The sequence below is a fragment of the Methylocystis sp. SC2 genome, assembly GCF_000304315.1.
Taxonomy (GTDB): domain Bacteria; phylum Pseudomonadota; class Alphaproteobacteria; order Rhizobiales; family Beijerinckiaceae; genus Methylocystis.
Genome location: NC_018485.1, coordinates 2908381 through 2923480 on the forward strand (window position 1 = coordinate 2908381; position 15100 = coordinate 2923480).

The 15100-nt window shown below is 65.7% G+C and carries 12 protein-coding genes; 9 read left to right on the forward strand and 3 right to left on the reverse strand.

Features of this window, described 5'->3' with window-relative positions:
* The first annotated feature begins 8 nt into the window (after nt 1-8).
* The 3 genes from BN69_RS14125 to BN69_RS14135 are packed head-to-tail and all read left to right on the forward strand — an operon-like array spanning nt 9 to nt 3042.
* Nucleotides 9-1142 carry an 8-amino-7-oxononanoate synthase gene (locus BN69_RS14125; protein WP_014892311.1) on the forward strand — a complete coding sequence of 378 codons (1134 nt, stop codon included), beginning with the start codon at nt 9-11 and terminating at the stop codon, nt 1140-1142.
* The gene (bioD, locus tag BN69_RS14130; RefSeq protein WP_014892312.1) at nt 1139-1774 is read left to right on the forward strand and encodes a dethiobiotin synthase; all 636 of its coding nucleotides are present in this window, start codon (nt 1139-1141) and stop codon (nt 1772-1774) included. Before BN69_RS14125 ends, bioD begins: the two co-directional genes overlap by 4 nt.
* Nucleotides 1771-3042 (forward strand): adenosylmethionine--8-amino-7-oxononanoate transaminase, encoded by a 1272-nt coding sequence (locus tag BN69_RS14135; RefSeq protein ID WP_014892313.1) that lies wholly within the window; start codon nt 1771-1773, stop codon nt 3040-3042. The genes bioD and BN69_RS14135 overlap by 4 nt, the downstream gene beginning before the upstream one ends.
* 8 nt (nt 3043-3050) lie before the next feature.
* Here the strand turns inward: BN69_RS14135 and BN69_RS14140 are convergent, their stop codons facing one another.
* The 3 genes from BN69_RS14140 to BN69_RS14150 form a co-directional block, all read right to left on the reverse strand.
* Nucleotides 3051-4808, reverse strand: a complete 1758-nt coding sequence (locus tag BN69_RS14140; protein WP_041927401.1) for an AMP-binding protein — start codon at nt 4806-4808, stop codon at nt 3051-3053.
* 140 nt (nt 4809-4948) lie between these two features.
* Nucleotides 4949-5920, reverse strand: a complete 972-nt coding sequence (locus BN69_RS14145) for a nickel/cobalt transporter (RefSeq protein WP_244434961.1) — start codon at nt 5918-5920, stop codon at nt 4949-4951.
* 29 nt (nt 5921-5949) lie between these two features.
* Complete coding sequence (locus BN69_RS14150; RefSeq protein ID WP_014892316.1) at nt 5950-6663, reverse strand: DUF1007 family protein; 714 nt, start codon at nt 6661-6663, stop codon at nt 5950-5952.
* 206 nt (nt 6664-6869) lie between these two features.
* On the opposite strand from BN69_RS14150, the gene BN69_RS14155 reads away from it, so the two are divergent.
* The 6 genes from BN69_RS14155 to BN69_RS14180 all read left to right on the forward strand — a co-directional run bounded on the left by BN69_RS14155 (nt 6870) and on the right by BN69_RS14180 (nt 15001).
* On the forward strand, nt 6870-10385 hold the full coding sequence (locus BN69_RS14155; protein ID WP_014892317.1) for an indolepyruvate ferredoxin oxidoreductase family protein: 3516 nt from the start codon (nt 6870-6872) through the stop codon (nt 10383-10385).
* 181 nt (nt 10386-10566) lie between these two features.
* Nucleotides 10567-11370 (forward strand): cobalt-precorrin-6A reductase, encoded by an 804-nt coding sequence (locus tag BN69_RS14160; RefSeq protein WP_014892318.1) that lies wholly within the window; start codon nt 10567-10569, stop codon nt 11368-11370.
* Nucleotides 11367-12824, forward strand: coding sequence for a cobyric acid synthase (locus tag BN69_RS14165; RefSeq protein WP_041926983.1), 1458 nt, complete (start codon nt 11367-11369; stop codon nt 12822-12824). The genes BN69_RS14160 and BN69_RS14165 overlap by 4 nt, the downstream gene beginning before the upstream one ends.
* Entirely contained in the window at nt 12821-13849 is a 1029-nt protein-coding gene (gene cobD / locus BN69_RS14170; RefSeq protein ID WP_014892320.1) for a threonine-phosphate decarboxylase CobD, read from the forward strand. Before BN69_RS14165 ends, cobD begins: the two co-directional genes overlap by 4 nt.
* Nucleotides 13839-14564 (forward strand): 5,6-dimethylbenzimidazole synthase, encoded by a 726-nt coding sequence (gene bluB / locus BN69_RS14175; protein WP_014892321.1) that lies wholly within the window; start codon nt 13839-13841, stop codon nt 14562-14564. The genes cobD and bluB overlap by 11 nt, the downstream gene beginning before the upstream one ends.
* 149 nt (nt 14565-14713) lie before the next feature.
* Nucleotides 14714-15001 (forward strand): hypothetical protein, encoded by a 288-nt coding sequence (locus BN69_RS14180; RefSeq protein WP_014892322.1) that lies wholly within the window; start codon nt 14714-14716, stop codon nt 14999-15001.
* The last annotated feature ends 99 nt before the right edge of the window (nt 15002-15100 follow it).

The following is a 15100-nucleotide window of genomic DNA, read 5'->3' on the forward strand; positions in this document are numbered from 1 at the left end:
GATCCTTCATGCTCGAGCGCTATGCGCAGGATCTAGCGAGCCTCGCCGCGCGCGGCAGGCTGCGCGCGCTCGCTTCGCGCGTCGGGATGGATTTCGCGTCGAATGACTATCTGGCTTTGGCCGAGTCGCCGGAACTCGCCGCGGCCGTGACGACGGCGCTCGCGCGCGGCGTTCCCGTCGGCGCCGGCGGTTCGCGGCTGTTGCGCGGCAATCATCCGGAGCATGAAGCGCTGGAAGAGGAAGCGGCGCGCTTTTTTGGCGCGGAAAGCGCGCTCTATTTCAGCGCCGGCTTTACCGCCAACGAAGCGCTGCTCTCGACCGCGCCGCAGCGCGAAGACCTCATCCTCTATGACGCGCTCGCGCACGCCAGCGCCCATGAAGGCATGCGATTGGCGCGCGCCCCGAATGTGAAGTTCGCCCATAATGACGTCGGCGCCGCGGAGGAGGCGATCCGCGCCTGGCGCGAAAAGGGCGGCCGCGGGCGCGTCTGGATCGTGGTCGAGAGCCTTTACAGCATGGACGGCGACAAAGCGCCGCTCGACGATCTCTTTGCGCTCGCCGAGCGAAACGAAGCCTTCCTGCTGATCGACGAGGCGCATGCGACGGGCGTCTATGGACCGGGCGGGCGTGGACTCGCCGCGCGCTTTGAAGGCGCGGAGAACATCGTCACTTTGCATACATGCGGCAAAGCGCTGGGAGTCGCCGGCGGTTTGCTCTGCCTGCCGCGCATGTTGCGCGACTTCATGATCAACCGCTGTCGGCCTTTGATTTTCGCCACGGCGCCTTCGCCCCTCATCGCCGCTAGCGTGCGCGCGGCGCTCAAGATCATCGAAGCGGCCGACGATCGGCGCGCCGAGCTGATGTCGCGCATCGATGTCGCCGGCGCCGAGCTGCGGCGGCTCTGCGCGATCGAAGCTTCGGGCAGCCAGATCCAGCCGATCATCGTCGGCGCCGATGTTCGCGCCACCACGCTTGCATCGCGTCTGCAGGCGCATGGCTATGACATTCGCGCCATTCGTCCGCCAACGGTGCCGAACGGCTCTGCGCGCTTGCGCATCGCCTTGACGCTCAACGTGAGCGATGATGACGTCGCGCGCATGATCGCGCATCTTGGCGAAGAGCTCGCGAGGCTCGAACCATGAAGCGCCGCTTCGTGATCGTGGGAACGGACACCGGCGTCGGCAAGACCGTCGTCTCGGCCGCGATCGTCGGCGCGCTCGACGCCTATTATTGGAAGCCGGTGCAGTCGGGCCTCGATGGCGAGACGGACTCGCAGATCGTCGCGCGTCTTTCCGGCGCGCCGGCCGCGCATATCTTTCCCGAAGCCTGGCGGCTGCGTCGACCGGCCTCGCCGCATCTTGCCGCGCGCGACGAGGGCGTCGAGATCGACGCCGCCGCGCTGAATCCGCCGCCATGCGACGGTCCTCTCGTCATAGAGACGGCCGGCGGCGTGCTGACGCCGCTCAGCGATCGCGCATTGACCATCGACGTGCTCGAACGCTGGCGCCTGCCTGTCATACTCGTCGCGCGCACGCGCCTCGGCACGATCAATCACAGCCTGCTCACGCTCGAAGCCTTGCGCAGGCGCGCTATTCCGGTAACGGGAATCATCTTCTGCGGCGACGCCGACGCCGATGCACAACATTCGATCGAGAGGATCGGCGGCGCGCGCATTCTCGGCCGTCTGCCGAAGGTCGATCCTTTGAATAAAAAGACGCTCGGCGCGGCGTTTAACGCCGCAATCGCGCGCGACGCCTTCGGGAGCGGCGCGTGAGCGTCGTCACTGACTCTCCGATCTGGCGGCCCTTTACGCAGCATGCGCTGCAGCCCGGCGCCTTCAAGATCGCGCGCGCCGAGGGCGCCTGGCTCGAAGCCGAGGACGGCAAGCGCTTTCTCGACGCCATTTCATCCTGGTGGGTGATTACGCACGGCCATCGCCATCCGGCGATCATGCAGGCGATCCGAGAAGCCACCGAACGGCTCGATCAGATCATCTTCGCCGGCTTCACCCATGAGCCGGCGGAAGCGCTGGCGCGGCGCCTTGTGGCGCTGACGCCGCCGGGACTCGACTACGTGTTCTACTCCGACAGCGGCTCCACCTGCGTCGAAGTGGCGATCAAGATGGCGCTCGGATTCTGGCGCAATCGCGGCGAAGCGCGCACGCGCATCGTCGCGCTCGAACACGGCTATCACGGCGATACGATCGGCACGATGTCCGTCGGCGCGCGCTCGCCCTTCAACGCGCCTTACGAGCCGCTGCTCTATGAGGTCTCGCGCATCCCGTTCCCCGCGCGCGGACGCGAGCAGGAGACGCTCGACGCGCTGGAGCGCGCCTGCCGCGACAGACCCGCCGCCTTGCTGGTCGAGCCGCTGATCTTGGGCGCGGGCGGCATGCTCATCTACGGCGCCGAGACGCTCGCGGAGATGCAGCGCGTCTGCGCGCGTTACGGCGTGCTGTTCATCGCCGATGAGGTGATGACGGGCTTCGGCCGCTCCGGAACGCTCTTCGCCTGCGAACAGGCGGACGTCATTCCTGACATCGCCTGCTACGCCAAGGGGCTTACCGGCGGCGCGCTGTCGCTCGCCGTCACCATGTGCAAGCGCGAGATTTTCGAGGCGCATCTGTCGCCGGAGCGCGCGCGCGCCTTCTTTCACTCGAGTTCATACACCGCCAATCCGATCGCCTGCGCCGCCGCGCTCGCCAATCTCGACGTGTGGGCGACGGGCGCGCCCGCCGCGCGTGTGGCGGCGCTCTGCGACATGCAGGCGACGCGTATAGCGGGCTTTGCGAATGACGCGCGCTTCTCCAACGTCCGCCAGCTCGGAATCGTCACGGCGCTCGATCTCAATGTCGCGCAGGGCGGCTATCTGGCGACGATCGCGCTCGATCTCATGCGCTTCTTCAATGCGCGCGGGCTCGTGCTGCGCCCGCTCGGGCCGACGATCTATGTCTTTCCGCCGTACTGCGTCGAGGAAGCCGAACTCGATCTCGTCTATGACGCGATCAGCGAGGCGGCCGATTGCTTCGGCCGATCTGCGTAGCGCGATCGTCAGCCTTTGATCTCCGTGCGCACGCTCTTGCCGCGTCCCTCGTCGGCGACGGCGTTCTTGCGCGCGAGAAAGTCGTCCTTGAGCGCGCGCCGCAAAATTTTGCCGACGTTGCTCTTGGGCAGGCTCTCGCGAAATTCGTAATAGCGCGGAACCTTGTAGCTCGTCAGTTGCTCATGCGCGAAAGCGCGCAACTCTTCGCGCGTGAGGCTCGGATCGCGCGCCACGATGAACGCCATCGGCGCTTCGCCGGAATGTTCGTGCGGCACGCCGATGACGGCCGCTTCCTTCACTTTGGGATGTTCGACCAGCACGCATTCGACTTCGTTGGGATAGACGTTGAAGCCCGAGACGAGGATCATGTCCTTCAGCCGATCGACGATCTTGATCAGCCCGTCCGGCGCCATCACCGCAATGTCGCCAGTCTTGAGAAAACCGTCGGGAGTCAGGGCGTTCGCGGTCTCATCCGGCCTGCGCCAGTAGCCGCCCATCAACTGCGGGCCCTTGACGCAGAGTTCGCCGCGCTCGCCAAGGGGGACGGGCGCGCCCTCGGGCGAACGCACCGAGACTTCCGTCGAGGGGACGGGATAGCCGATCGCGCCGGTGAATTCGGCGATCGTCGGCTTGTTCACCGTTACGATCGGCGACGTTTCGGTCAGTCCATAGCCTTCGACGATCGGCTTTCCCGTCAGGGCCTTCCACTTTTGCGCCACGACCTCCTGGGTCGACATGCCGCCGGAGATGGTCAGGAGCAGATTGGAATAGTCGACCGAGCCGGCGGCGGAATGGTCGGCGATGGCTGCGTAAAGCGTGTTGACGCCGGAGAACAGCGTGAATTTCGATTTGCGCAGCGTCGCGATCAGGCCTTTGATGTCGCGAGGATTGGCGATCAGCAGGCAGCTGCCGCCGGTCTTCACCACCAGCATCAGGCACGCCGTCAGTCCGAAGATGTGATAGAGCGGCAGCGCCGTCACCATGATCAGCGGCTTACCTTCGAGGTAGGGCTTCAGCCAGGTCCACGACTGTTCGACATTGGCGGCGACGTTGCGATGCAGCAGCATGGCGCCCTTGGCGATGCCGGTCGTGCCGCCGGTATATTGCAGAAAGGCGATATCTTCCGGCCCGATCTGCGGCGGCTTGAACGGCTCCTCGGCGCCCGCTTGCAACACATGCGCGAAGCCGACGCAGCCGGGCAGCCGATAGGCGGGCGTCATGCGTTTGACCCAGCGCGAGACGAAATTGACGATCAGTCCGCGCAGCCCCATCAGATCGCCCGGCTTCACAATCACCGCACGTTCGACTTTCATTTGCGGCCAGGCGGCGGCCGCCGTATGCGCGAAATTTTCGAACACGAACAAGAAGCGCGCGCCGGAGTCGTTCGTCTGGTGTTCGAGTTCATGCGGCGTGTACAGCGGATTGACGTTCACCACGACGCCGCCCGCGAGCAAGACGCCGAACAGGATCGCGGGATAGGCGAGAACGTTCGGCGACATGATCGCGACCCGATCGCCTTTTCTTAATCCGCGCGTCTGCAGCCAGGCGGCGACGGCCACCGCGGCGCGGCCGAGCTCCTCGAAGGTGAGCGTCGCGCCAAAACTCTCCATCGCGGTCCTATCGGCGAATTCCGCAACGCTCGCGTTGAAAATGTCGACTAGCGTCGAATAGGAAGATTCGTCGATGTCCGCCGGGACGCCAGCCGGGTAGGACGAAAGCCAGGGCCGCTTGACGTAAGGGTCCTCTATTTTTTCTGCGCTGGTCATGTCGTCCTCGGCTTCGCGGGCGTGAAGCGCGCGACGCGAATCGTCCGCTGCGCCTGTGTGTTCTTGTTCAAGATAGCGCGTCTCGCGTCGAATGAGGCCATTCCTGACGCGATCATTATGTTGCGTCGCCGCGAGCCGCGTCACGCCGTCCCGGGCGGCGCCGGCCCCAGGCCGAAGAGCAGCGAAACGCCGAGCGCCAGAACGAGAATGGCGGCGACGAACTCGCCGCCGCGGGCGATGATCACCGCGCGGCGTGAATCCTTGCCGCTGAGGCGCATCGCGGCGCTCTTGGCGTAAACGGCCGTCGTGGCGAGGGCGCCCGTCGTCATCGCCGTTCCCGCCGACATGGCGATGACCGCTCCGGCGCCGGCGCCGAAAAGCCCCTGCGACAATGTGAACGCCAGCACCAGAATGGCCCCCGAGCAGGGGCGTAGCCCGGCGGCCACGACGGTCGCGGCGGCGTCGGCGAGGCGAAACTTCGCTCCTCCCAATGCCGCAGGGTCCGGCGCATGGCGGCAGGTCGCGTCATGCACATGCGTCGGGTCGTCGATGGCCTCGCAGACGAAGCCGCGCGTCGTTGGGGCGATCGCAGGCATGCGGAGGGCCGCCGATAGCGCATGGAATTTCACCCAGGCGAGGCGCGCGCCGAGCGCCGCGACCGCCGCATAGCTAGCAAGCTCGATGAAGTGGGTCGCGTCGCTCATCTGATTCGCGGTCGCCCGGAACAACGCGGCCGCCGCGCCGACCAGGGCGATGGCGACCAGTCCCTGCAGCAGCGCGGCGAGCGCCGCGAGCAGCAGACCGCGGCGCAGCGCCGTTTCATTGGCGAGCATGTAGGATGCAAGCACCGCCTTGCCGTGGCCGGGGCCGGCGGCGTGAAAAGCGCCATAGGCGAAACTCGCCGCAGCGAGCGCGAAGAACGCGGAAGGATCGGTCTTCAGCGCGCCGACGGCGGCGTGCAGCTCCGCGTGGAACTTGCTTTGCCAGGCAACGATAAGCCCGGCGACGCCCGTCGCCGCGGCCGTCGACTCTTGCGCGCCGACCGCAAATGGATGGCGCGGCGCGCCCCAGGCCGATGAGGCGGCGATCGCGGCCAGCGCCGCGGCGGTCACGCCGAGCCAAACCGCCCTTCGCCCAATCCTCACGGACAGGCCACGATCGCGCGCGTCGCCAGCTTCATGCCGAAATCGGCGCCTGGCGACATGTTCTGAAAGAACGCTTCGCTCAGTTTCTGGCTTTCATTCGCCATGAGCGGCGCAGGTTCGACGAGACTGAGCGAGCATCCGCCCGGCGCTCCCGCGAGCGTCACGGGATCCTTCTTCTCAAGTCCGAAGGAGACGAAATAGGTCGGGTCATAGACCTGAAAGGAGAACGGCTTCTTGGCCGCGATCGGCGTCTCCAGCGGCAGGAAGAAGCGCAGGGTGACGATCTTCTTGTCATTGGCTTCGAGCACGACATTTTCCGGCTGCTTGAACGCGAGCTTGGCGCTGTTCTGCTTGGCGAAGGTGAAAAATTCGAATTCGGCCAGCGATTCGACGTTCGTTTTGGCGAGCGGCGCGAGTTCTTCGCGGGTGGGCGGCTTGCCGTCCTTTCCGAGGCCCTGCACCGCATAGGCCGAATACATTTCGTCGAATTCCCAGGCGTGCCGAACGCCCGCGATCTTGCCGTCGGGCGCGAAGACGACTTCGCTGCGCACCGCGACCCAGACATGCGGATGGGCCGAGGCCGCGCCAATTCCCAGCGCCGTCGTCAAAAGGATGAGAATCGAGCTTATTTTCAGCTTCATGCGAGTCTCGCGCTTAGGCGGCGAAGGCGGCGAAAACGCGGCGCAGGCTCCCGCTTCGAGCCTGTGCATGCTAGCAGATCCGTCCTTGAAAAGGCGCTTCCGTGTGGCATAAGGTGGCGGACATAGAATCGGCGCTACTGGGCGCCTTTGCGGCGGAAGGCCGCGACCAGCTGGGTCTTTGAACCGGATTCGTTCACGGGTTGATCCTTGCTTTAGCGTGTGAGCGCAAGAGTCCCAAGCGCGCTTCGCCCCGATTTTCTCGCAGGAGAGCAATAATGGCGGACACAGCCGCCGGCGACGCAAAGACCGGCTCCGCCTTCGCCGAGGCGTCGCTCTCCGATCGATTTGATCTCGACAGGTCGCGCGTTCTGATCACCGGCACGCAGGCGATCGTGCGTATGCTCCTTATGCAGAAGGAGGTGGACCGCCGCGCCGGACTGAACACCGCGGGTTTCGTCACCGGCTACCGCGGCTCGCCGCTGGGCGGCGTCGACGCGCAGATGCACAAGGCCAAGGCGCTGTTCGACGCCAATAATATCTTGTACATGCCGGGACTCAACGAGGATCTCGCCGCCACCGCCATCTGGGGCGCGCAGCAGGCCGAGATGCGCGGCGAAGGCAAGTATGACGGCGTCTTCTCGCTCTGGTACGGCAAAGGTCCAGGCGTCGACCGCAGCGGCGACGCCTTCCGCCACGTCAATCTCGCCGGCACGTCGCGCCATGGCGGCGCGCTGGCCCTCATGGGCGACGATCACACCGCCGAATCCTCAACCACCGCGCATCAGTCCGATTACCATTTCGTCGATGTGATGATCCCGATCCTGTCGCCGGCCGGCGTGCAGGAAATCCTCGATTACGGGCTTTACGGCTTCGCCCTGTCGCGTTTCGCGGGCGTGTGGGTCGGTCTGAAGCTGCTCAAGGATACGGTCGAATCGACGGCCTCGATCGACGGTTCGCTCGACCGCGTCCGCCCGATCACGCCCCCATCGTTTTTCATGCCGCCCGGCGGCCTCAACATCCGCCCCGGCGATCCGGTTCTCGCGCAGGAAGAGCGGATGCAGGAGAGCAAGCGCGACGCGATGCTCGCCTTCATTCGCGCCAATCGGTTGAACCGCATCATTACGTCGGGCGGCGCCAATCCGAAGATCGGCGTCATCACCGTCGGCAAGTCCTATCTCGACGTGCGCCAGGCGATGGACGATCTTGGCCTCGACGAGGTGAAGGCGAATGATCTCGGTCTACGCCTTTACAAGATCGCCGCGCCCTGGCCGCTGGAGCCGCAGGGTCTGCGCGAATTCGCCCGCGGCCTCGACCTCATCATCGTCGTCGAGGAGAAGCGCTCGCTTATTGAAGTGCAGCTGCGCGAGGAATTATACGGCGCGCCGCATCAGCCGCTGTGCATCGGCAAGAAGGACGAGCGCGGCGAATGGCTGTTTCCGGTCAAGGGCGCGCTCGACTCCAATGACGTCGCCATCGCCATCGGCCGCCGCCTGCTGAAATATCATTCGCTCGACGAGCTGGAGGCGCGCGTGCGCCGGCTCGAGAAGCTGCAGGATCGTCGCCGGACGATGACCGACGTCACCGTTCGCGTGCCGCATTTTTGCGCCGGCTGTCCGCATTCGACGTCGACCCATGTGCCCGAGGGCTCGCGCGCCTACACCGGCATCGGCTGCCATTACATGGCGCAATGGATGGACCGCTCGACGGAGGGCTACACCCATATGGGCGGCGAAGGCGCGAACTGGATCGGCGAGGCGCCGTTCTCGACGCGCAAGCATATGTTCCAAAACCTCGGCGACGGCACCTATAATCATTCGGGGTCGCTCGCCATCCGCTTTGCGGTCGCGACGAACACCAACATCACCTTCAAGATTCTCTTCAACGGCGTCGTCGCGATGACCGGCGGCCAGAAGCATGAAGGCGAGCTGACCGTCGAAACGATCGCGCGGCAGGTCGCGGCCGAAGGCGTGCAGAAGATCGCCCTTGTCTCCGATGAGCCCGGCAAATATGCGCCGACGATCGGCTGGCCGCCGGGCCTGACGATCCATCATCGCAATGTCCTCAACGAGGTGCAGCGCGATCTGGCGCAAACCGACGGCGTCACCGTGCTGATCTACGATCAGACCTGCGCGACCGAAAAGCGCCGCCTGCGCAAGCGCGGGCTGATGAGCGATCCGGATTCGCGCGTCATCATCAACGAACTCGTCTGCGAGGGCTGCGGCGACTGCGGCACGGCGTCGAACTGCGTCGCGGTGCAGCCGGTCGAAACCGAATTCGGCCGCAAGCGGCGCATCGACCAGTCCGCCTGCAACAAGGACTTTTCCTGTCTCGAGGGGTTCTGCCCGAGCTTCGTCACCGTACATGGCGGGCGCATGAAAAAGGCGCCGCTGCCCTCGACGCAGGACGACGGCGGACTGCCGGCGTTGCCGGAGCCTGCGATCGCCAAGATCGGCGCCGTGCCCTATGGCGTGCTCGTCGCCGGGCTTGGCGGCACTGGCGTCGTCACCGTTTCCGCCATTCTCGGCATGGCCGCGCATCTCGAGGGCAAGGGCGTCGGCGTCATCGACATGGCCGGCCTCGCGCAGAAGGGCGGGGCGGTCTATTGCCATGTGAAGATCGGCCGCACCCCGGCGGACGTTCACGCGATCCGTATCGCCGCGGGCGAAGCCGATCTTCTGCTGGGCTGCGACCTCGTCGTCGCCGGCGCGAAGCAGGTGCTCGCCGCCGTCGAGCAGGGCAAGACGGCGGTGCTCGTCAACAGCGCCGAGGTGTTCCCCGGCGATATCGAGCGCAATCCCGACTTCGTGCTGCCTTCGGAAGAGATCAAGCAGGCGATCCGCTGGGCCGCAGGGCCGGAGTCGATCTTCATCGACACCACGGCGCTTGCGCAGGCGCTGCTCGGCGACTCGATCGCCGCCAATATTTTCATCCTCGGCTACGCCTGGCAGAAGGGCTATCTGCCGCTGTCCGACGCCGCGATCCTGCGCGCCATCGAACTGAACGGCGAATCCGTGCCGATGAATCAGTCGGCCTTCTTGTGGGGCCGACGCGCCGCGCATGATCTGAGCAGCGTGCTCGCCACTGTTAAGTCGCTGCGCCAGCCCAATGGCGATCGCGAGAAATCGAAGACGCTCGAGGAAATCATCGAACGTCGCGCGGCCTTTCTGGCTGATTATCAGAACGAGGCCTACGCCGCGCGCTACCGCGCCCGCGTCGAGAAGATCGCGAGGCTCGAAGCCGCGCGCGCGCCGGGTTCACGCGAACTCACCGAGGCGGTCGCGCGCTATCTCTTCAAGCTGATGGCGGCGAAAGATTATTATGAGGTCGCGCGGCTATACACGGACGGCGCTTTCCAACGTCAGCTTAAGGAAACTTTCGACGGCGATCTGCGCCTCGAACTGCATCTTGCGCCCAACTTTCCGTCGCTGCAGCGCAAGACCGACTTCGGCGGTTCGCGCAAGATCACCTTCGGACCCTGGATGTTCAAGGTGCTGCGCGTGTTGGCGCGGATGAAGACGTTGCGCAACACCTGGTTCGACATCTTCCGCTTCGACCACGACCGCGTGGTCGAGGGCAGGCTGCTGAAGGATTACGAAGCGCTGCTCGATGAATTTTCTGTTTCGCTGACGCGAGACAACCACGCGGGCGCCGTCGCGCTGGCGCGCGTCCCGGAATACATCCGCGGATTTGGCCACATCAAGGCGCGCCACATTGCGGCGGCGGACGCCGAGCGCGAGCGGCTCATGGCCGAATATCGCCAGCCAAGCGCGGTGAAACTCGCCGCTGAGTGAGGCGGGATCAGCGCCGTGGCATGAAGCCGCGCCGTCCGGCGCCTCGGAGCCGTCATTCCCGACAGCCGACGGCCTGATCGCGAATCCAGGGCTACACGATGCGCATTTGCCCTGGATTGCCCGATCGCGCTCCGCGCTTCGGGAATGACGGGCGTGGAAAACTTTGACTGGTTGTTGTGGCGTGAAGGAAACGACGGACATTGGCGTAAAGGAAGCGCTCCCGGCTTCGGCGATTCCCAACGCAGCGTCTCGCCGCCGGGCGCTCGTGCTCGGCGGCTCGAGCGAAGCGCGCGCGCTTGCGACGCGCATCGCCGCCGATCCGCGACTTGATGGCGTCATTTCGCTCGCCGGCCGCACCAGCGCGCCGGTCGCGCATGATCTGCCGCTTCGCGTGGGCGGCTTCGGCGGCGTCGAAGGATTGACGCGCTATCTCGTCGAGGAGGGCGTCTCGCATGTCGTCGACGCGACGCATCCCTTCGCCGCGCGCATCTCCGCCAACGCCCGGGCCGCCTGCGCCGCCGCCGGCTTGCCGCTGCTCGTCCTGACGCGCCCGCCATGGGTCGCCGACCCGGGCGATCGCTGGATCGACGTCGACGACAACGCCGCGGCGGCGCGCGCGCTCGGCGCCGCGCCGCGCCGGGTCTTTCTCGCGATCGGCCGGCAAGGCGTCGCGGATTTTCGCGTTGCGCCGCAGCATGACTATGTCCTGCGGGTGATCGAGCCGCCGCAGGCCGGCGATCTGCCGCCCTCCTGCGAGGTGATCTTCGGCCGCGGTCCCTTCGCGCTCGAGGATGAGATCGCGCTGATGCGCGAGGGGCGCATCGAGATCGTCGTCGCCAAGAACAGCGGCGGCGCGCTCGCCTACGCCAAGATCGAAGCGGCGCGGGCGCTCGGGCTTGACGTCGTCATGATCGCCCGTCCGGCGAGCGCAGACGCCGCGACGACGCATAGCATCGACGCGGCGATGGCTTTCCTCGCGTCATGAGCCGCACGGTGATGATCCAGGGCACGGGCTCCGACGTCGGCAAGTCGCTGCTCGTCGCCGGGCTCGCGCGCGCCTTCGTGAATCGCGGCGTCAGGGTCGCGCCCTTCAAGCCGCAAAACATGTCGAACAACGCCGCGGTGACGAGCGACGGCGGCGAGATCGGCCGGGCCCAGGCCTTGCAGGCGCGCGCCGCGCGGCTTACGCCTCGCATCGACATGAATCCCGTGCTGCTCAAACCGCAAGGCGCGTCGGGCGCGCAAATCATCGTGCAGGGACGCGTCGTCGGCCAGGCGAAGGCGCGCGACTACCAGGATTTGAAGCCGCGCCTGATGCGGCCTGTGCTCGAAAGCTACGCGCGCTTGAGGGCCGACGCCGAGCTTGTCGTCGTCGAAGGCGCCGGCAGCGCCGCCGAAATCAATCTGCGCAAGAACGATATCGCCAATATGGGCTTCGCCCGTGAAGCCGACGTTCCGGTCGTGCTGGTCGGCGACATCGACCGCGGCGGCGTGATTGCGCAACTTGTCGGCTGCAAGGCGGCGCTCGGCGACGACGACGCGGCGATGATCGAGGGGTTCATCGTCAACAAGTTTCGCGGCGACGCCTCGCTGTTCGACGATGGCCTGCGCTTCGTCGAAGCGCGGACGGGCTGGCGTTCGCTCGGCCTCGTGCCTTTTTTCGAAGCCGCCGCGCGGCTTCCGGCCGAGGACGCTTTCGGGTTGCGCATGCAAGGCCATGATCAGCGCAGCGGCGTGACGATCGCCGTTCCGCTCCTGCCGCATATCGCCAATTTCGACGATCTCGATCCGCTGAAAGCCGAACCCGGCGTGCGCGTGGTCTTCCTCAAGGATGGAGAGCCGCTGCCGCCGGAAACGCAACTCGTCATCCTGCCGGGATCGAAAGCGACCATCGCCGATCTGGCGGCGCTGCGCGACAATGGCTGGGACGTCGACATTCTCGCGCATGTCCGTCGCGGCGGCCGCGTCTTCGGCGTTTGCGGCGGCTATCAGATGCTGGGCCGCGTCATCCGCGATCCGCTGGGCGTCGAAGGCGCCGCCGGCGAAGCGCAGGGATTGGGTCTCCTCGATATTGAAACGACGCTGACGAGAGAAAAAGCGCTGGCCCCGGTCAGCGGCCATGCGCCGCTTTTCGACGCGCCGTTCTGCGGCTACGAAATGCATGTCGGCGCAACGGCCGGATCCGACTGCGCGCGGCCGGCGCTCCAACTGGCGGACGGGCGCGCGGATGGCGCGAGCTCATGCGACGGGCGCGTGGCGGGCGCCTATGCGCATGGAATCTTCGCGGACGATTGCTTGCGCGCGTCGCTGCTGCGCATGCTTGGCGCGCCGCAATCGTCGTTGCGTTACGAGGAGTCGATCGAAGAGACGCTCGACGCGCTGGCGGCGCATTGCGCGCGCCATATCGATCTCGACGCGCTGTGGGAGATGGCGCGATGACGGCGCACTCGGCAATCGGCGCGCCGCCGCTCGTCGCGCATGGCGGGCGGTTAGACGCCGCGCGGCGCCTTTTTCCCGACGCGCCGCAGCCCTGGATCGATCTGTCGACGGGCGTCAATCCGCGCGCCTATCCGCTGCCGCCGCTCGCCGATGAGATTTTCACGCGCCTTCCCGACGATGACGCTTTCGCCGCGCTCGACAGCGCCGCGCGGCGCGCTTATGGCGCGCCCTCTGGCGTGGAAATCGTCGCGGGCGGCGGCGCGCAAGCTTTCATTCAGCTGCTTCCGCGCGTTTTCCCGGCCCAACGGGTCGCGATCCTCGGCTTCACCTATGCCGAACACGCCGCCTGTTGGGCGGCATCGGGCGCACAGGTCGATATGGTGGAAACATTGGACGCGCTTGTGGACGCCGACGTCGGCGTGATCGTCAATCCCAATAATCCGGACGGACGCGTGGTCGAGCCGCGGGACATTTTGTCCGCCGCTACGCAGATGTCGCAGCGCGGCCGTCTGCTGATCGTCGACGAATCCTTCATGGATTTCACGCCGGAAGCGAGCGTCGCGCGTTTCGCGCAGAACGATGGCCTCGTTGTGCTGCGCTCCTTCGGCAAGGCTTACGGACTTCCCGGATTGCGGCTCGGCTTCGCGCTCTGTTCGCGCGCGCGCGGGGCGACGCTGCGCGCCACGCTCGGACCCTGGGCGGTTTCGGGACCGGCGCTCGCCATCGGCGCCCGCGCGCTTGCGGATCAAGCATGGCGTACAGGCGCCGCGCGAGCTTGCGCGGGCGACGCTGCGCGCCTCGACGCGCTTTTGACGCAAGCCGGTTTTCACATCATGGGCGGAACGACGCTATTTCGCCTGGCGGCGAATCCGCAAGCCTCCCGCTGGTTTGCGCGTCTCGCCGCACGCGGCATATTGACCCGAGGCTTCGCCGACAGGCCGGACTGGCTGAGGTTCGGTCTGCCGCCAAATGAGTCCGCCTGGTCGCGGCTTGCCGCCGCGCTGGAGAGCGTCGATGGCGGTTGATGCGCCGAAGAAGACGGACGAGAAGCCAGCGGATCTGGCGCCCGCCGGCGCCTTCAGCGGCGCCGAACGCGCCGCGATCTATCGGGTCATCCACGCACGCCGCGACGTGCGTGACGAATTCCTGCCGGAAGACGTGCCGCGCGACGTTCTGCTGCGCATCCTGGACGCGGCGCATCATGCGCCCTCCGTCGGTTTCATGCAGCCATGGAACTTCATCGTCATCCGGGACGTCGAGAAGCGGCGCGCCGCCTATGCGGCCTTTCAGCGCGCCTGCGAAGCCGAGGAGCAGGCGCTGGAGCCGGAGCGTCGCTCCCTCTATCGCAGCCTCAAGCTGCAGGGGATCATGAAAGCCCCGCTCAATATCTGCGTCACCTGCGATCGCGCGCGGTTCGGCGCGACCGGCCTCGGGCGCACGCAGCAGCCCGATACGGATATTTTAAGCACCGCCTGCGCTGTTCAGAATCTTTGGCTGGCGGCGCGCGCCGAAGGCGTCGGCGTCGGCTGGGTGAGCATCGTCAGGGACGCCGATCTGCGCCAGATCTTCAGGATTCCCAAAGAGATAGCGATCGTCGCCTATCTCTGCGTCGGCTATGTCGCGCAGGCCTATACGCTGCCGGAGCTTGAAGCGAAACGCTGGGCCTCGCGTCTGCCTTTGGAGAATCTGATCTTCGAGGACAGCTGGGGAGAACTGGCCGAGTCCACAAACCCGCCTTAAATAACTGAAAGGCTGAGCCCGGCTTTCCTGTGGACACCGATCGACAACCTGTTAGCGTAGTTCGTTTTTTAACGTGATGCGTGCAAGGGTTGGAGCGTAGGAACCGCCTGATAGTCGAAGCTCCACTTAGGGGCGTCGGAGACGCGAACATGGCGCCGGTTAATTTGGAACAGCTGTTCGAGAAAGACTTCCCCCTCGCCAACAACATCATTCTCACCGTCACGGAAGTGCCAGACTGCGAAGAGCAGCTGCTGAAATTGTTCGAACGCGCCATGCTGCGCGGCTTCGACAATCACGCGCCGCTGACGCAGATCCAGCTGCCGATGGAGCGGTTTCCGGATCTCGATTCGAAGTTCTGGCATATCCCGATCGAGGATTGCGGCGCGGCCCAGGTGTTGCGCTTCTTCTTCGAAACGCCGCAAGCGCCAGCCCACTAGATCACGCTGCGTTTAGGCGGAATCGCCCAAACGCAGATGACATGATCGATTCCAAAAACTTAGAGCGCGCTTTACGCGAAAAATCGGCGTCCGCTTTTT